Source organism: Streptomyces sp. NPDC055749, from assembly GCF_053617235.1.
Map to the genome: position 1 here is coordinate 129,744 of NZ_JBSHFH010000012.1, position 15,657 is coordinate 145,400.

Here is a 15,657-nt window from a genome sequence, read left to right on the forward strand (position 1 = left end):
TGTTTCCGCAGGTCCGCCGCGTGAGTCTGGATACATGTTTGTCGCATGGAGAGATCTGCGGTTCGCCAGGGGCCGGTTCGCGCTGATGGGCACGGTCGTGGTGCTGATCACGCTGCTCGTGGGTCTGCTGTCCGGTCTCACGGCCGGTCTGGCCAGGGAGAACACCTCGGCCGTCACGGGGCTGAACGCCGACCGCATCGCGTTCGCCGCCCCGCCCGACGGCCAGTCGGTGTCCTTCACCAATTCGACCGTCGAGGAGCGCGCCTGGCAGACCTGGGCGGAGCAGCCGGGCGTCGCCGCCGCCGAGCCCCTCGGCATCCGGACGCTCAACGCGGCCGTGGTCACGGGGGACCGTACGGCCGGCGTCTCTGCGTTCGGTGTCGAGCCGGACGGGGGGCTCGCACCTGAAGGGGTTCGGCCGGGGAAGGCGGTGCTGTCGGAGCAGGCCGCGGAGGATCTGGGGGCAGCGGCCGGTGACCGGGTGCGGCTCGGCAGCGTAGAACTGACCGTCGCCGCCGTCGCGGGCGATGCCTCCTACAGTCATACGCCGGTCGTGTGGACCTCCCTGGACGACTGGCAGGAGCAGGGTCAGGAGCAGGGTCAGGAGCAGGGTCAGGGGCGGGAACAGGCCACCGTCATCGCCCTGACCACCACCGGCGAGGCCGACCTGGCGGCCGGTGACGCGGCTGCGGGCACCAGCACGTCCACCCTCGACGATTCCCTCACCGCGATCGGCTCCTACCAGGCCGAGAACGGCTCGCTCCAGCTGATGCGCGGCTTCCTCTTCGCCATCTCCGCCCTGGTCATCGGCGCCTTCTTCACCGTATGGACGATCCAGCGCAGCGGCGATGTCGCCGTTCTGAAGGCGCTGGGCGCCTCCACCCCGTATCTGCTGAGGGACGCGCTCGGCCAGGCCGTGGTCATGCTCGCCATCGGTACGGGGGTGGGCACCGCCCTCGCCGCGGGCATCGGCGCCCTGATCAGCGGCGGCGCCGTGCCGTTCGTCCTCGACGCGGCGACCGTCCTCGTACCGGCGGCCGTGATGATCGCCCTCGGCGCGCTGGGGGCGGCCCTGTCCATACGGCGGATCACCGCCGTCGACCCGCTCACCGCACTCGGGAGTGCCCGATGACCCTCACCCTCGCAGATGTCACCCTCACCTACCCCGACGGCGACGGCCGGCTCACCGCACTCGACCGGGTCTCGCTCGACGTCCCCGAGGGCTCGCTCACCGCGGTCGTCGGACCGTCCGGTTCCGGGAAGTCCAGCCTGCTGTCGGTGGCGGCCACACTGGTCACGCCCGATGAGGGGCGGGTGGTGGTGGCCGGTACGCAGACCGCCGGGCTCGGCCCCGCTGACAAGGCGGCCCTGCGCCGCGAGCGCATCGGCATCGTCTTCCAGCAGCCGAACCTGCTGCCGTCGCTGACCGCCGCCGAGCAGCTTCAGGTGATGACCCATCTGTCGGGCAGAGCGGCACGGGCGGCCCGCGGCCGTGCGCTCGAACTGCTCGACGCGGTGGGGCTCGCCGACAAGGCGGACCGCCGGCCGCACCAGCTGTCGGGCGGTCAGCGCCAGCGGATCAACATCGCGCGGGCCCTGATGAACGACCCGGCGGTCCTGCTGGTCGACGAGCCGACGAGCGCGCTCGATCACGAGCGGGGGGCGGCGGTGCTGGATCTGCTGGTCACGCTGACCAGGGAGCGGTCGACGGCGACGGTGATGGTCACGCACGACCGGGCCCATCTGGACCGGATGGACCGGGTGATGGTGATGGAGGACGGACGGCTGTCGCCGGCTGCGGACCGCGTGGCGTGACCTGTCCTGCAATCGCCGGGCGGGCGTGAGATCAAGCCCGCCCGGCGATTGCAGGACACAGCCTCAGCTTGTGGCGCCGCTGCTCGCCAGCGCCTCGGAGAGCTCCTTCGCGACCTGCTGGAGAATCGGCACGATCCGTTCCGTCGCCGTCTCCGTCACCCGCCCCGCAGGACCCGAGATCGAGATCGCGGCCGACGTGGGGGAGTTGGGTACGGAGACCGCCAGGCAGCGGACCCCGATCTCCTGCTCGTTGTCGTCCACCGCGTACCCCGACCTGCGCACCAGGTCGAGCGCGTCGAGGAAACCGTCCGGGGTGGTGATCGTCTTCTCGGTCGCGGCCGGCATGCCCGTCCGGGCGAGCAGCGCGCGTACCTCGTCGGCCGGAGTGTGCGCGAGGAGCGCCTTGCCCACGCCCGTGGAGTGGGGGAGGACCCGGCGGCCCACCTCGGTGAACATGCGCATCGAGTGCTTCGACGGCACCTGGGCGACGTACACGATCTCGTCGCCGTCCAGCAGGGCCATGTTCGCCGTCTCGCCGGTCTCCTCGACCAGGCGCTGGAGGTACGGGCGGGCCCAGGTGCCGAGCAGCCGGGACGCGGACTCGCCGAGCCGGATGAGGCGCGGGCCGAGCGCGTAGCGGCGGTTGGGCTGCTGGCGGACGTAGCCGCACACGACGAGTGTGCGCATCAGCCGGTGAATGGTCGGCAACGGCAGTCCGCTGCTCGCGGAGAGCTCACTCAGCCCGACCTCGCCCCCGGCGTCCGCCATCCGTTCCAGCAGATCGAAGGCGCGTTCAAGGGACTGCACACCGCCGCTGGGGCCGGCGGGCTTGGAGTCGGATGTGCTGGCGTCGGACGGCGGCACGTCAACGGTCCTTTCGAAGCGGAACAGCAAGGCAGCAGCCTACCGGGCGGTTCCCGATCGGCCCACTGCCCCGGGGGCGGCGTCCTTGCCGGTCAGGGGCTGTTTTGTCCCGGTGCCGCAGGTGGGTGGGGCGGTCGCCCGAGGTCCCTCCTGGTCCATGCTACATTCCGCTCTACGAAATTACTCTTTTACTTCGTGGAAACGTCCAATCGCCTCGGCGGGTGGCCGGCTTGCTGTCCGGCGAGGACAGTGAGGGTCTTGACGAGGAAGAATCCCCGATGAAGACTCCTTCAACAGTTCGTTGAAACCACAAGGTGAGGAGCACGGGTGTCCGGTGCGGACGTGAACCTGGTACTGCGCTCGACGCGCGTCGTCACTACGGAGGGGACGCGCCCCGCGACGGTCGCCGTCGCCGACGGGACGATCGACGCCGTCCTTCCTTACGACGCCGAGGTGCCCGAGGGTGCCCGGCTTGAGGACTTCGGGGACGACGTCCTGCTCCCCGGCCTCGTGGACACCCATGTCCATGTGAACGACCCGGGCCGCACCGAGTGGGAGGGCTTCTACACCGCCACCCGCGCCGCCGCGGCGGGCGGCATCACCACCCTCCTCGACATGCCGCTCAACTCCCTCCCGCCGACCACGACCGTCGACAACCTCCGTACCAAGCAGCAGGTCGCCGCACCCAAGGCGCACGTCGACACCGGCTTCTGGGGCGGTGCGATCCCGTCCAACACCAAGGATCTGCGTCCGCTGTACGAGGCCGGGGTCTTCGGCTTCAAGTGCTTCCTGTCGCCTTCGGGCGTCGAGGAGTTCCCGGAGCTGGACCAGGAGCAGCTGGCCCGCTCCATGGCCGAGATCTCGGGGTTCGGCGGACTCCTGATCGTGCACGCCGAGGACCCGCACCACCTGGAGGCCGCCCCGCAGCGCAGCGGACCGGCGTACGCCGACTTCCTCGCCTCCCGCCCGCGCGACGCGGAGAACACCGCGATCGAGGGCCTCATCGCCCACGCCAAGCGGCTGAACGCCCGCGTGCACGTGCTGCACCTGTCGTCCAGCGACGCGCTGCCGCTGATCGCCGCCGCCAAGCGCGAGGGCGTCCGCATCACCGTGGAGTCCTGCCCGCACTTCCTCACCCTCACCGCCGAGGAAGTCCCGGACGGGGCAACGGAGTTCAAGTGCTGCCCGCCCATCCGGGAAGCCGCCAACCAGGACGTGCTGTGGCAGGGGCTCGCCGACGGCACGATCGACTGCATCGTCTCCGACCACTCGCCCTGCACCACCGACCTCAAGACGCCGGACTTCGCCTCCGCGTGGGGCGGCATCTCCTCCCTCCAGCTCGGCCTCCCCGCCATCTGGACCGAGGCGCGCAGGCGCGGCCACTCGCTCGACGACGTCGTCCGCTGGATGTCCGCCGCCCCCGCCGCCCTTGCCGGACTGACCCGCAAGGGTGCCATCGAGGCCGGCCGCGACGCCGACTTCGCCGTTCTCGCCCCCGACGAGACCTTCACCGTCGACCCGGCCGAGCTCTTCCACCGCAACCAGGTCACCGCCTACGCGGGCAAGACCCTGCACGGCGTCGTGAAGTCCACCTGGCTGCGCGGCGTACGGATCGCGGCCGACGGCGTCCTGACCGAAGCCACCGGCCGCCTCCTCGAAAGGAACTCCTGACCATGACGGCGATCCCGCACTTCACCGGTGACGCGAGTCCGTACGGGGGCGGCGATCCGTACGCGGACTACCGCACCGCGGACTTCCCCTTCGCCCACCTCGTCGACCTCGCCGACCGCCGTCTCGGCGCCGGGGTGATCGCCGCCAACGACGAGTTCTTCGCCGAGCGCGAGAACCTTCTGAAGCCCGGGCCCGCCGAGTTCGACCCCGAGCACTTCGGCCACAAGGGCAAGATCATGGACGGCTGGGAGACCCGCCGTCGCCGCGGTGCGAGCGCCGATGAACCGCACCCCACCGACGAGGACCACGACTGGGCGCTCGTCCGGCTCGGGGCGCCCGGCGTCGTACGCGGACTGGTCCTCGACACCGCGCACTTCCGCGGGAACTACCCGCAGGCGGTCTCCGTCCAGGCGGTCTGCCTTCCCGGCTCCCCGTCACCCGCCGAACTGCTCGCGCCCGACGTGAAGTGGACAACGCTCGTCCCCCGCACGGCCGTCGGCGGCCACGCGGCGAACGGCTTCGCCGTCGACGCCGAGCAGCGCTTCACGCACCTGCGGGTCAACCAGCACCCGGACGGCGGAATAGCCCGGCTGCGCGTGTACGGAGAAGTGGCCCCCGACCCCGCCTGGCTGGCCGCGCTCGGCACCTTCGACCTCGCGGCCCTGGAGAACGGCACGCAGGTCGAGGACGCGTCCGACCGCTTCTACTCCCCGGCCACCAACACCATCCAGCCCGGCCGCTCCCGCAAGATGGACGACGGCTGGGAGACCAGGCGTCGCCGCGACAAGGGCAACGACTGGATCCGCTACCGGCTGGCCGCGCAGTCGGAGATCCGGGCCGTCGAGATCGACACCGCCTACCTCAAGGGCAACTCGGCCGGCTGGGCGACGCTCTCGGTGCGGGACGGGGAAACCGGCGACTGGGCCGAGATCCTGCCCCGGACCCGGCTCCAGCCCGACACCAACCACCGCTTCGTCCTGCCGGAGGCCGTCGTCTCCACCCATGTCCGGATCGACATCTTCCCGGACGGCGGTATCTCACGGCTCCGGCTCTTCGGTTCGCTGACCCCGGAAGGGGCGGCGGCGCTCTCCGCACGCCACCGCGAACTGGGCGGCTGAGACACGTCCGGCGGGCCCCCGGTCCTTCGGGTGCCGTTTTGTCCTCCATGGACGAACGGGCTTGAATGGGGACCCGCCGGACGTCCCGACCAGGAGTTGCCATGATCTTCATCGCCGTCAAATTCACCGTGCGCAGCGCCGAACGGGACAACTGGCTCCCGGCCGTCGACGACTTCACCCTGGCCACCCGCAAGGAGCCCGGAAACGTCTTCTTCGAGTGGTCGTACAGCGTCGAGAACCCGGACCAGTTCGTCCTTCTCGAAGCCTTCGCCTCGGCGGAGGCGGGCGAGGCGCACGTGAAGTCCGCTCACTTCGCGGCGGCGATGGACACGATGTCCGAGCTGGTGTCCGAGGTGCCCGAGATCATCAACGTAGAGGTGCCGGGCGAGGGCTGGGGCCGCATGGCCGAGGTCACGCCCCGCAACCGCTGACGGCCCCTGCGCACCCGCCTCGTGGGGTTACGCGGCGTGGCCGCCGTCCACCACCACCTCCGTACCGGTGATGTAGGCGGCGTCGCCGCTCGCCAGGTAGGAGATCAGGGAAGCGATCTCGTCCGTCGTGCCGAACCGGTCCAGCGCGGTGGCCGCGCGCTGACCCGCGGCGTACGGCCCGTCGGCCGGGTTGAGGTCGGTGTTCACAGGACCCGGCTGGATCAGGTTCACCGTGATGCCGCGCGGGCCCAGCTCGCGGGCGAGCGGCTTGGTGAGACCCGACAGAGCGGACTTGCTCATCGCGTAGAGCGTGCCGCCGGGGCCGCCCGCGTACCTGCTCAGGGCCGTACCGACGGAGATGATGCGCCCCCCGTCGCTCATCCGGCCGGCCGCCGCGCGGCAGGCCAGGAACACGGCCCGTACGTTCACGGCCAGGACCCGGTCGACATCGGAGTCGGTGAGCGAGGAGATGGGGCCCAGGACGCCGATTCCGGCGTTGTTGACGAGGATGTCGAGGCGGCCGAGGGCGTCGGCCGCCTCGTTCACGGCAGCCGCGGGCGACGCGGCGTCGGCGGCGTCCGCACGCAGGGCGACCGCCCGGCGGCCGTACCCCTCGATCTTGCGGACGACGGCCTGCGCACCCGCCTCGTCCTCGACGTAGGTCAGGGCCACGTCCACACCGTCCTGCGCCAGCCGGAGGGCGGTGGCCGCCCCTATGCCCCGGCTGCCGCCGGTGACGAGTGCGGTCCTGTTGCTGCTGGTCATATCGGGATTCCTTGCCACTCGGTAAGCGCCGCCGTGCTGGCGACAAGGTCAAGGAAAGCCGTCCGGAGCCGTGGACACCGGCGGGAAACGGACACCCACCACGCACGCCGGGTGGACCGATGAGTTACGGGTGACAGTGGGGTCAGAAGGAGTGCGAGCGCGGACCGGCCGGCGGTCCGGCGGACTCCCGAAGGAGAGCGGAGCCATGACGAAACTGACCCTCACCACCTTCATGTCCCTGGACGGCGTCATGCAGGCCCCCGGCGGGCCCGACGAGGACCGCACCGGCGGATTCGAGTACGGCGGCTGGGTCGTGCCCTTCGCGGACGAGGGCATGGGGCAGTTCATGACCGAGGTCTTCGGCCGGTGCGGGGCGTTCCTCCTGGGGCGACGCACCTACGACATCTTCGCGGGCTACTGGCCCAAGGTCACCGACCCCGAGGACCCGATCGCGGGCCCCCTCAACGCGTATCCCAAGCACGTCGTGTCCACGACGTCGTGGCAGCCGGAGTGGGCGAACACGACCGTCGTCACCGGCGATGTCCCGGCAGAGGTGGCACGCCTGAAGGAGCGGACGCAGGGCGGCGAGCTCCAGATCCACGGCAGCGGCATGCTGGCCGGTTCCCTGATGGCGCACGACCTGATCGACGAGTACAACCTGCTGGTCTTCCCGGTCCTCCTCGGCCACGGCAGGCGGCTCTTCCCGGACGGCGGCCTGCCCACCGGCTTCGAGCTCACCGCGTCCAGGACCACGTCCAGCGGCATCGCGATCCACACCTACCGGCCCACAGGACGGGCCGAGTTCGGAACGTTCGCCCTCGACGAGTGAGCAGTCGGGCCCCAGGGAGTGTCCGGCGGATCTTGGCGCTCCGCACCGGAGGTGCTGACCGACTGGATCATGGAGCCGGCACGCCGCGGGCCCGCCGCCCCCTGAGACGGGTGTTCCCGTCGGCGTAACCGCCCGGTACGGTGATCGTTCCGCGTGCGAGCCAGCGAGGTCTCCACATCGTTCTGTTGTGGAGAACCAGGAGCCCAGGTGTCCTCGATCGCCGTGCCCGCTCTCGCCCCGCCGCGCCGCGCCTGGCTGACCGATCTGCCCGTACTGCTGGTCGCCGTCGTCTGGGGCGCCAGCTATCTCGCCGCCAAGGGCATCACGACGACCCACACCGTCATCGCGGTCCTCGTGCTGCGGTTCGCGATCGTGCTCCCCGTCCTGGTGGTCGCCGGATGGCGCAGGCTGCGCGCGCTGAGCGCGGCGCAGTGGCGCGGTGCCGGGGTGCTCGGGCTCGTGCTCAGCGGCATCTTCCTGCTGGAGACGTACGGCGTCGTCCACACCTCGGCTACCAACGCCGGGCTCATCATCAGCCTCACAATGATCTTCACCCCGCTCGCCGAGGCCGCGGTGACCAGGATCAGGCCGCCCGCGGCCTTCCTCGCCGCGGCCGGGCTCTCGGTGGCCGGGGTGCTCCTCCTCACCCAGGGCGGCGGCTTCACCAGCCCCTCGACGGGCGATGTCCTGATGCTGCTGGCCGCCCTCGCGCGTACCGTCCATGTCCTCCTGATGGCCCGGATCAAGTCCGTCCAGGAAGCCGACTCGCTCTCCCTGACCACGGTCCAGCTCGGCAGTGCCGTCGCCGTCTTCGCCGTACTCGCGGCCCTTCCCGGCACCGGCGCCTCGCCCTGGACCGTCGCCGCGGACTTCGGGGTCCGGGAATGGGCAGGGCTGATCTTCCTCTCCGTCTTCTGCACGCTCTTCGCGTTCTTCGTGCAGATGTGGTCCGTACGCCGCACCTCGCCGTCCCGGGTCAGCCTGCTGCTCGGTACGGAACCCCTGTGGGCCGCCGCGGTGGGCATCGCGATCGGCGGGGAGCGGCTCGGCGCCCTGGGGGTGCTGGGCGCGGGGCTCGTGCTCGCGGGCACCGCGTGGGGGCGTCGTAGCGCGGACAGCGCTGCCGTCACGTCCTGATCCGGTCCGCCGCGATCATCACGGCGACGCCCGTCACCACCAGCACGATGTTGACGAACATCCCGTGCCCGTCCAGGAAGTCGAACCGCCGCACCACGGCCCAGAGCCGGAACCAGCCCGTCCACTCGTGCAGCAGCCCCGCGGCGCCCTGCAGGCAGACGATGAACCCGATCGACTCGACGAATTTCTTCATGATCCGAGCCTGGTGCGTACGGCCCGGCGGCTGCGTCGGCCACCGGTCTGCGAGGCTGCGCCGAAAGTCTTCGGGTGGTACGACTTTGGTCGCTTCCCCGGGCTCGGAGCCCGTTCCCGGCCTCCCGCCTGCGTAGCTTTGTCGATATGACGCGTACGGAGTACCGCTGGCTGCAGCCCTCGGCGATGGCAGACCCCGAGCTGCCGGGCGACCGGGGCCGGATGCGCCGCACCGCGCGGGACTGGGCCGTCGACATCACGGCCTTCCTCTGCGCCGCGGCCGTCGGCATGCTCGCCGCCGACGCGATCGACGCCGACCAGAGCACCCCCGACGGAGTCGTGTTCGTCGACTCGCTGATCGGCGCCGCGGCCTGCTGCGCGCTCTGGGTCCGCAGGCGCTGGCCCGTCGGGCTCGCAGTGACGCTCACCCTCGTCGGCATCGTCGAACCGGTGGCGGCCGGCCCCCTGCTCGTCTCGCTGTTCAGCCTGGCCGTGCACCGGCCGTTCAAGCCGGTCGCGATCGTCGGCGCCCTCGCCCTCGCCGTCGCACCGCTGCAACCGCTCCTGCGCCCCGACCCGAGCACCTCCTTCATCGTCTCCACCATCATCGGTGTGCTGCTCGTCCTGCTGGTCATCAGCTGGGGCATGGTCGTACGGTCCGGACGCCAGCTCGTTCTCAGCCTCCGCGAGCGGGCCCACCGGGCGGAGGCCGAGGCCGAGCTCCGCGCCGAGCAGGCCCAGCGCCTGGCCCGCGAGGCCATCGCCCGCGAGATGCACGACGTACTCGCCCACCGGCTGACGCTCCTCAGCGTCCACGCCGGGGCCCTGGAATTCCGCCCGGACGCACCCCCGGCCGAGGTCGCCCGGGCCGCCGGAGTCATCCGGGACAGCGCCCACGAGGCGCTCCAGGACCTCCGGGAGATCATCGGTGTCCTGCGCGCCCCCGGCGAAGGCGACGAGAACGACCGGCCGCAGCCCACCCTCCTCAGCCTGGACGCCCTGATCGCAGAGTCCCGGCTCGCCGGCATGAAGGTCACCCTGGACAACCGCGTCGCCGACCCGGCAGCCGCCCCCGCCGCCCTCGGCCGCACCGTCTACCGCATCGCCCAGGAGTGCCTCACCAACGCCCGTAAACACGCACCGGGCACCGAGTTCACCCTCACCCTGACCGGCGGTCCCGGCGACGGGCTCACGATCGAGGCCCGCAACCCGGCCCCCACCGAACCCTTCGAGCGGGTCCCCGGGTCCGGCCAGGGACTCATCGGCCTGACCGAACGCGCCACGCTCGCGGGAGGCCACCTGGACCACGGCCCCGAACCCGATGGCGGGTTCGGCGTCACGGCCTGGCTACCGTGGGCGCCATGAACACCCCGACGCCCCCGGCGGCGCAACCGGTCCGGCTGCTCATCGTCGACGACGACCCGCTGGTACGGACGGGGCTCAAGCTGATGCTCGGCGGCGCCGACTCCATCGACATCGTGGGGGAGGGCGCCGACGGCACCGAGGTCGAGGGCCTCGTCGAGCGGCTGCGCCCCGATGTGGTGCTGATGGACATCCGTATGCCGGGCATGGACGGGCTGAGCGCGACCGAGGCCGTACGCCGCCGCCCCGACGCCCCCGAAGTCGTCGTCCTCACCACGTTCCACGCCGATGAGCAGGTGCTGCGCGCCATCCGCGCCGGGGCCGCGGGATTTGTCCTGAAAGACACCCCGCCCGCCCAGATCGTCGAGTCCGTGCGACGCGTCGCCGCCGGTGACCCGGTCCTCTCACCGGCCGTCACCCGTCAGCTCATGGCCCGCGCGGCGGGCGGCGCACCGGACGACCGGGCCGGCCGCTCCGACCGGGCGCGGGGGCGGTTCGCCGAGCTCGCCGAGCGTGAACGGGCTGTGGCGCTCGCGGTCGGACGTGGCGCTTCCAACGCGGAGATCGCCGGCGCGCTGTATCTGAGCGTGGCGACGGTGAAGACACACGTCTCCCGCATCCTCGCGAAGCTCGGTCTCAACAACCGTGTCCAGATCGCGCTGTTGGTGCACGATGCCGGGCTGCTCGACGAGGACGGCGGCGGGGGCGGCGGCATAGGCTGAACCGACCGGACCGGAAGGGGGCGGCCATGGCCGTGGTCGATCTGCGCGAGATGCCGGGCTTCACGGAGAATCCGTATCCGCACTACGCGAAACTGCGCGCCGATGGCCCGGTGCACGCCATCCGCGCCGAGGGCTTCGAGCGGGTCTGGCTGGTCGTCGGATACGAGGAGGCCAGGGCGGCGCTCGCGGACCAGCGGTTCAGCAAGGACTGGGGGACGACGGACCACTGGGATCCCTCGGGCAGCCCGGTCGGCGTGAACATGCTGGAGATGGACGCACCGCACCACACCCGGCTGCGCAAGCTCGTCGCCCGCGAGTTCACCGCCCGGCGGATCGAGGCGCTGCGGCCGAGGGTCCAGGAGGTCACGGACCAACTGCTCGACGCCATGCTCCCCGCGGGGAGCGCCGATCTCGTAGACGCGCTCGCCTTCCCGCTGCCGATGACCGTCATCTGTGAACTCATCGGTGTCCCCGACCTGGACCGGGACGCCTTCCGCCGGATGTCGGGCGGCGTCGTCGCGCCGGCCTCGTTCGAGCAGGGTAACGAGGCGGTCGAGGCCATGGGCGCCTACCTCGTCGAGCTGATCGAGGACAAGCGCTGCGCTCCAGGCAAGGATCTGATGAGCGCCCTCATCGAGGCGCGCGACGAGGGCGGCGACCGGCTGTCCTCCGACGAACTCGTGGGCATGGCCTTCCTGTTGCTGGTGGCGGGCCACGAGACGACCGTCAACCTCATCTCCAACGGGGTACGGGCGCTGCTCGACCACCCGGAGCAACTGGCCCTGCTCCGGGCCGATCCCGGGCTCATCGACGGCGCGGTCGAGGAGATGCTCCGCTACGACGGACCGGTGGAGACAGCAACGTTCCGCTTCGCCCGGGAGCAGGTGACGATCGGCTCTACGGTCATTGGGGCGGGCGATCCGGTGGTCGTCGCACTGGCCTCCGCCGACCGCGACCCCGGCCGCTACCCGGAACCGGACACCTTCGACATCCGCCGCGAGGCCCAGGGACACCTGGCCTTCGGCCACGGCATGCACTTCTGCCTCGGGGCCCCGCTCGCCCGCATGGAGGGCCGGATCGCGGTCCGTACGCTGCTGGAACGGTGCCCCGGCCTCGTACGCGACCCGGAGGGCGGCGAGCCCGACTGGCTGCCGGGTCTGCTCATGCGGGGGGTCCGTCGGTTGCCGGTGCGCTGGTGAGGTAGGAACCTGTCATGAGCACACTCGATCTCCAGATGGCCCAGAAGGTCCTCGACAGCCAGCCGTTCAGTGTCCTCGTCGGGGCGCGCGTCACGGCCTTCGGGGACGGCGCAGCGACCCTCGAAGTCGACGTCCGGCCTGAACTCCAGCAGCAGAACGGCTTTCTGCACGGCGGGGTACTGGCGTACGCGGCCGACAACGCCATCACCTTCGCCGCCGGTACGGCGCTCGGCCCCGCCGTGCTGACCGGCGGGTTCTCCATCCAGTACGTGCGCCCGGCCACCGGGCGCACCCTGTCAGCCCGCGCCACCGTCGTGCACTCCGGCCGCCGCCAGGCCGTGGTCCGCTGCGACCTGCTGACCGCCGGGGACGACGGCGAGGAGACGCTGTGCGCGGTCGCGCAGGGGACGGTGCTCTCGGCCGGGCTGTCCTGAAGGGACCTCGGGGGCCGTTCAGGCCCCCGGGACCTCACTCAGGTCCACCGGCCGGCGCTCGCGCCGTGACCACTCGCATGCCTCCGCGATCCGCAGCGCGTACAGCGCCTCCCGGCCGTCGCACGGGTTCGCCAGCTCGCCCCTGACCACGTGGACGAACGCGTCCAGTTCCGCTTCGTACGCCGCCGCGAACCGCTCCAGGAAGCCGGGCCACGGCTTCGCCGGTGCGCCCGGGCTCTGCGGTTCCACCGATGTGAGCGGCGTTCGGTCGTCGAGGCCGACCGCGATCTGGTCCAGTTCGCCCGCGAGTTCCATGCGTACGTCGTACCCGGCACCGTTGCACCGGGTCGCCGTCGCTGTCGCGAGTGTCCCGTCGTCCAGGGTCAGCAGGGCCGCCGCCGCGTCGACGTCTCCCGCCTCGCGGAACATCGGGGGCCCGGCGTCCGACCCCGTCGCGTACACCTGCGTCACCTCGCGGCCCGTCACCCACCGCAGCATGTCGAAGTCGTGGACCAGGCAGTCCCGGTACAGGCCGCCGGAGAGCGGGAGGTAGGCGGCGGGCGGGGGCGCCGGGTCCGAGGTGATCGCTCGCACCGTGTGCAGCCGGCCGAGCCGGCCCTCCCGTACGGCGGCGCGGGCCGCACCGTAACCGGCGTCGAAGCGGCGCATGAAGCCCAGTTGCAGGACCGTGCCCGCCGATTCGACCTCGGCCAGGGCGCTCAGCGTGCCCGGCAGGTCGACGGCGATGGGCTTCTCGCAGAAGGCGGGGAGGCCGGAGCGGGCAGCACGGGCGATGAGTCCGGCGTGGGCGGCGGTCGCGGATGTGATCACCAGGGCGTCGATGGCGGCGCCGCCCGCGAACAGTTCGTCCACCGGAAGCGCGGTCGCGCCCGTTCTGGCGGCGGTCAGGGCCGCCCGTTCCGGGTCGGCGTCGGCCACCACCAGTGAATCCACGGCGGGGTGACGGCTGAGCACCTCCGAGTGGAAGGTGCCGATACGTCCCGTTCCGATGAGTCCGATGCGCATGGCCCCAAGGTGGCGTTCGCCCGGTGTCATGTCAAGCGTTTGTCCTGACAAATGAAACGGGTCGTGCGCCCGTTCGGAACGGCATGGCTTTGTCAGGACAATCGAACTAGGCTCGTTCCGTGCCCACACAAGGAACCGACCATGGAACCGGCCAGGCGCTCCCGCTGAGCGTGGACCGCACCAGCCCGGTGCCGCTCTACTTCCAGCTGTCGCAGCAGCTGGAGGCGGCGGTCGAGCAGGGCAGGCTGGCCCCCGGCAGCCTCCTCGGCAACGAGATCGAGCTCGCGGCCCGGCTCGGTCTGTCCCGTCCCACGGTCCGTCAGGCGATCCAGTCGCTCGTGGACAAGGGGCTCATGGTCCGCCGCCGGGGCGTCGGTACGCAGGTCGTGCACAGCCAGGTCAGGCGTCCGCTCGAACTGAGCTCGCTCTACGACGACCTGGAGAAGGCCGGTCAGCGCCCCGCCACCCGCGTCCTGCGCAACACCGTCGAACCCGCCACCGCCGAGGTCGCCGCCGCGCTCGGCGTCGCGGAGGGCAGCGAGGTCCACCTCGTCGAGCGCCTGCGGTCTGCGCACGACGAACCCATGGCCCTGCTCCGTAACCACCTGCCCCCGGGGCTGCTCGGCCTCTCCACCGAGCAGCTGGAATCCACCGGGCTCTACCGGATGATGCGCGCCTCGGGCATCACCCTGCACAGTGCCCGGCAGTCCGTCGGCGCGCGGGCGGCCACTGCGGAGGAGGCCGCGCAGCTCGCGGAGTCCGAAGGGGCGCCGCTCCTGACGATGGAGCGCACCACGTTCGACGACACCGGGCGGGCGGTCGAATTTGGCAGCCACGTGTACCGGGCCTCGCGCTACTCGTTCGAGTTCCAGCTGCTCGTACGCCCCTGAACGACCGTTCCGAATGAGCGGCTGCGTAAGAATGTTCTGACAAACTATTGACGGTGGTCATACAACGCCGCTAGAACTCCCCCAGCCGCACTCCGGCGGCCGGGGAGAGAAGGCGGGCCCACCATGCGCACGACTCGCACGGCAACAGTCCTGATCGCCATATGCGCCCTCGCCCTCGCCGGATGCAGCGGTTCGGGCGGCAAGGACTCCGAGGACGCGTCCGGAAGCGGCGGCGGGGGAGGCGGCAAAGCGGTCTCCACCCCACGTATGAAGATCGCGATGGTCACGCACTCCGGGCAGGGCGACACCTTCTGGGACATCGTGCAGAGCGGCGCCGAACAGGCCGCGGCCAAGGACAACGTCGAGTTCCTCTACTCTGCCGACAAGGAGGGCAAGGAACAGGCCCAGCTCGTCCAGGCCGCCATCGACCAGAAGGTCGACGGCATCATCGTCACCCTCGCCAAACCGGAAGCCGTCAAGGCGGTCGTCGCCAAGGCGGTCAAGGCCGGGATCCCCGTCGTGACGATCAACTCGGGCGCGCAGCACTCCACCGAGGTCGGCGCGCTCAGCCACATCGGCCAGGACGAAGCGGTCGCGGGCGAGGCCGTCGGCGAGGAGCTCAACGGCCGGGGCAGGAAGAAGGCCCTCTGCGTGATCCACGAACAGGGCAACGTGTCACTCGAAGAGCGCTGCGCAGGCGTGAAGAAGACCTTCGGGGGCCAGGTCGAGAACCTCAACGTCGAAGGCACCAACATGCCGGCCTCCACCTCCTCCATCGAGGCGAAGCTCCAGGCCGACAAGGGCATCGACGCGATCGTCACCCTCGGGGCCCCCTTCGCCGCCGCGTCCGTCAAGGCCAAGGAGGGCTCCGGCTCCACCGCCGAGGTCGACACCTTCGACCTCAACGCCGAAGTGGTCAAACGTCTCAAGGCCGAGGAGGTCGGCTTCGCCGTCGACCAGCAGCCCTACCTCCAGGGCTATCTCGCCGTCGACGAACTCTGGCTCAACAAGACCAACGGCAACGTCATCGGCGGCGGGAAGCCGGTCCTCACCGGACCCGCGATCGTCACCGCGAAGGACGTACCGCAGCTGGAGAAGTACACCGCGCGCGGCACCCGGTGACCCGCCCCCTCAGCGCCGTGCCGCCGCACCGCCTCGCCCCTGCCGGGCAGCGCGGACACCCCCTCGGGGATACTTGGGCA

The 15,657-nt window shown here is 71.1% G+C and carries 17 protein-coding genes; 13 read left to right on the forward strand and 4 right to left on the reverse strand.

Annotated elements, in window-relative coordinates; genetic code table 11:
* Window positions 1-34 precede the first annotated feature (34 nt).
* Both ACWGO0_RS11965 and ACWGO0_RS11970 read left to right on the forward strand, forming a co-directional pair.
* Window positions 35-1,132, forward strand: a complete 1,098-nt coding sequence (locus tag ACWGO0_RS11965; protein WP_453531907.1) for an ABC transporter permease — start codon at window positions 35-37, stop codon at window positions 1,130-1,132.
* Window positions 1,129-1,815, forward strand: coding sequence for an ABC transporter ATP-binding protein (locus ACWGO0_RS11970; protein WP_453531910.1), 687 nt, complete (start codon window positions 1,129-1,131; stop codon window positions 1,813-1,815). Before ACWGO0_RS11965 ends, ACWGO0_RS11970 begins: the two co-directional genes overlap by 4 nt.
* A gap of 63 nt (window positions 1,816-1,878) precedes the next feature.
* Here ACWGO0_RS11970 and ACWGO0_RS11975 read toward each other — a convergent pair whose 3' ends face one another.
* Entirely contained in the window at window positions 1,879-2,679 is an 801-nt protein-coding gene (locus ACWGO0_RS11975; protein ID WP_453531913.1) for an IclR family transcriptional regulator, read from the reverse strand.
* A 327-nt stretch (window positions 2,680-3,006) separates the two neighbouring features.
* Here ACWGO0_RS11975 and allB point away from each other — a divergent pair, with 327 nt between their 5' ends.
* The 3 genes from allB (at window position 3,007) to ACWGO0_RS11990 (ending at window position 5,899) form a co-directional block, all read left to right on the forward strand.
* Complete coding sequence (gene allB / locus ACWGO0_RS11980) at window positions 3,007-4,350, forward strand: allantoinase AllB (RefSeq protein WP_453531916.1); 1,344 nt, start codon at window positions 3,007-3,009, stop codon at window positions 4,348-4,350.
* A 2-nt stretch (window positions 4,351-4,352) separates the two neighbouring features.
* Window positions 4,353-5,468, forward strand: a complete 1,116-nt coding sequence (alc, locus tag ACWGO0_RS11985) for an allantoicase (RefSeq protein WP_453531919.1) — start codon at window positions 4,353-4,355, stop codon at window positions 5,466-5,468.
* Window positions 5,469-5,569: 101 nt separating this feature from the next.
* Entirely contained in the window at window positions 5,570-5,899 is a 330-nt protein-coding gene (locus ACWGO0_RS11990; RefSeq protein WP_453531922.1) for a putative quinol monooxygenase, read from the forward strand.
* A gap of 27 nt (window positions 5,900-5,926) precedes the next feature.
* Here ACWGO0_RS11990 and ACWGO0_RS11995 read toward each other — a convergent pair whose 3' ends face one another.
* Entirely contained in the window at window positions 5,927-6,664 is a 738-nt protein-coding gene (locus ACWGO0_RS11995; protein ID WP_453531925.1) for an SDR family NAD(P)-dependent oxidoreductase, read from the reverse strand.
* A 205-nt stretch (window positions 6,665-6,869) separates the two neighbouring features.
* On the opposite strand from ACWGO0_RS11995, the gene ACWGO0_RS12000 reads away from it, so the two are divergent.
* Window positions 6,870-7,493, forward strand: coding sequence for a dihydrofolate reductase family protein (locus ACWGO0_RS12000; protein ID WP_453531928.1), 624 nt, complete (start codon window positions 6,870-6,872; stop codon window positions 7,491-7,493).
* A 207-nt stretch (window positions 7,494-7,700) separates the two neighbouring features.
* A complete protein-coding gene (locus ACWGO0_RS12005; RefSeq protein ID WP_453531931.1) occupies window positions 7,701-8,630 on the forward strand; it encodes a DMT family transporter in 930 nt (309 codons plus the stop codon).
* Here ACWGO0_RS12005 and ACWGO0_RS12010 read toward each other — a convergent pair.
* Window positions 8,620-8,823 carry a hypothetical protein gene (locus ACWGO0_RS12010; RefSeq protein WP_453531934.1) on the reverse strand — a complete coding sequence of 68 codons (204 nt, stop codon included), beginning with the start codon at window positions 8,821-8,823 and terminating at the stop codon, window positions 8,620-8,622. The two genes, ACWGO0_RS12005 and ACWGO0_RS12010, sit on opposite strands and share 11 nt — an antisense overlap.
* Window positions 8,824-8,969: 146 nt before the next feature.
* Here ACWGO0_RS12010 and ACWGO0_RS12015 point away from each other — a divergent pair, with 146 nt between their 5' ends.
* The 4 genes from ACWGO0_RS12015 to ACWGO0_RS12030 are packed head-to-tail and all read left to right on the forward strand — an operon-like array spanning window position 8,970 to window position 12,539.
* Window positions 8,970-10,187, forward strand: a complete 1,218-nt coding sequence (locus ACWGO0_RS12015) for a sensor histidine kinase (protein WP_453531937.1) — start codon at window positions 8,970-8,972, stop codon at window positions 10,185-10,187.
* Window positions 10,184-10,906 carry a response regulator gene (locus tag ACWGO0_RS12020; protein ID WP_453531940.1) on the forward strand — a complete coding sequence of 241 codons (723 nt, stop codon included), beginning with the start codon at window positions 10,184-10,186 and terminating at the stop codon, window positions 10,904-10,906. The genes ACWGO0_RS12015 and ACWGO0_RS12020 overlap by 4 nt, the downstream gene beginning before the upstream one ends.
* A 26-nt stretch (window positions 10,907-10,932) precedes the next feature.
* The gene (locus ACWGO0_RS12025; protein WP_453531943.1) at window positions 10,933-12,105 is read left to right on the forward strand and encodes a cytochrome P450 family protein; all 1,173 of its coding nucleotides are present in this window, start codon (window positions 10,933-10,935) and stop codon (window positions 12,103-12,105) included.
* Window positions 12,106-12,119: 14 nt separating this feature from the next.
* Window positions 12,120-12,539, forward strand: coding sequence for a PaaI family thioesterase (locus ACWGO0_RS12030; protein ID WP_453531946.1), 420 nt, complete (start codon window positions 12,120-12,122; stop codon window positions 12,537-12,539).
* A gap of 18 nt (window positions 12,540-12,557) precedes the next feature.
* On the opposite strand, the gene ACWGO0_RS12035 is transcribed toward ACWGO0_RS12030, so the two are convergent.
* Window positions 12,558-13,565, reverse strand: a complete 1,008-nt coding sequence (locus tag ACWGO0_RS12035; RefSeq protein WP_453531949.1) for a Gfo/Idh/MocA family protein — start codon at window positions 13,563-13,565, stop codon at window positions 12,558-12,560.
* Between the two features lie 119 nt (window positions 13,566-13,684).
* Between ACWGO0_RS12035 and ACWGO0_RS12040 the strand changes: the two genes are divergently transcribed.
* Both ACWGO0_RS12040 and ACWGO0_RS12045 read left to right on the forward strand, forming a co-directional pair.
* Window positions 13,685-14,455 (forward strand): GntR family transcriptional regulator, encoded by a 771-nt coding sequence (locus ACWGO0_RS12040; protein WP_453531951.1) that lies wholly within the window; start codon window positions 13,685-13,687, stop codon window positions 14,453-14,455.
* Window positions 14,456-14,578: 123 nt separating this feature from the next.
* Window positions 14,579-15,577, forward strand: coding sequence for a sugar ABC transporter substrate-binding protein (locus tag ACWGO0_RS12045; RefSeq protein ID WP_453531954.1), 999 nt, complete (start codon window positions 14,579-14,581; stop codon window positions 15,575-15,577).
* Window positions 15,578-15,657: the final 80 nt, after the last annotated feature.

What these genes read in the sequence shown, in the direction of transcription:
- ACWGO0_RS11965 (WP_453531907.1), top strand. Translation starts at nt 35, where the DNA reads ATGTTTGTCGCATGGAGAGATCTGCGGTTCGCCAGGGGCCGGTTCGCG.
- ACWGO0_RS11970 (WP_453531910.1), top strand. Translation starts at nt 1,129, where the DNA reads ATGACCCTCACCCTCGCAGATGTCACCCTCACCTACCCCGACGGCGAC.
- alc (WP_453531919.1), top strand. Translation starts at nt 4,353, where the DNA reads ATGACGGCGATCCCGCACTTCACCGGTGACGCGAGTCCGTACGGGGGC.
- ACWGO0_RS11990 (WP_453531922.1), top strand. Translation starts at nt 5,570, where the DNA reads ATGATCTTCATCGCCGTCAAATTCACCGTGCGCAGCGCCGAACGGGAC.
- ACWGO0_RS11995 (WP_453531925.1), bottom strand. Translation starts at nt 6,664, where the DNA reads ATGACCAGCAGCAACAGGACCGCACTCGTCACCGGCGGCAGCCGGGGC.
- ACWGO0_RS12000 (WP_453531928.1), top strand. Translation starts at nt 6,870, where the DNA reads ATGACGAAACTGACCCTCACCACCTTCATGTCCCTGGACGGCGTCATG.
- ACWGO0_RS12010 (WP_453531934.1), bottom strand. Translation starts at nt 8,823, where the DNA reads ATGAAGAAATTCGTCGAGTCGATCGGGTTCATCGTCTGCCTGCAGGGC.
- ACWGO0_RS12015 (WP_453531937.1), top strand. Translation starts at nt 8,970, where the DNA reads ATGACGCGTACGGAGTACCGCTGGCTGCAGCCCTCGGCGATGGCAGAC.
- ACWGO0_RS12020 (WP_453531940.1), top strand. Translation starts at nt 10,184, where the DNA reads ATGAACACCCCGACGCCCCCGGCGGCGCAACCGGTCCGGCTGCTCATC.
- ACWGO0_RS12025 (WP_453531943.1), top strand. Translation starts at nt 10,933, where the DNA reads ATGGCCGTGGTCGATCTGCGCGAGATGCCGGGCTTCACGGAGAATCCG.
- ACWGO0_RS12030 (WP_453531946.1), top strand. Translation starts at nt 12,120, where the DNA reads ATGAGCACACTCGATCTCCAGATGGCCCAGAAGGTCCTCGACAGCCAG.
- ACWGO0_RS12035 (WP_453531949.1), bottom strand. Translation starts at nt 13,565, where the DNA reads ATGCGCATCGGACTCATCGGAACGGGACGTATCGGCACCTTCCACTCG.
- ACWGO0_RS12045 (WP_453531954.1), top strand. Translation starts at nt 14,579, where the DNA reads ATGCGCACGACTCGCACGGCAACAGTCCTGATCGCCATATGCGCCCTC.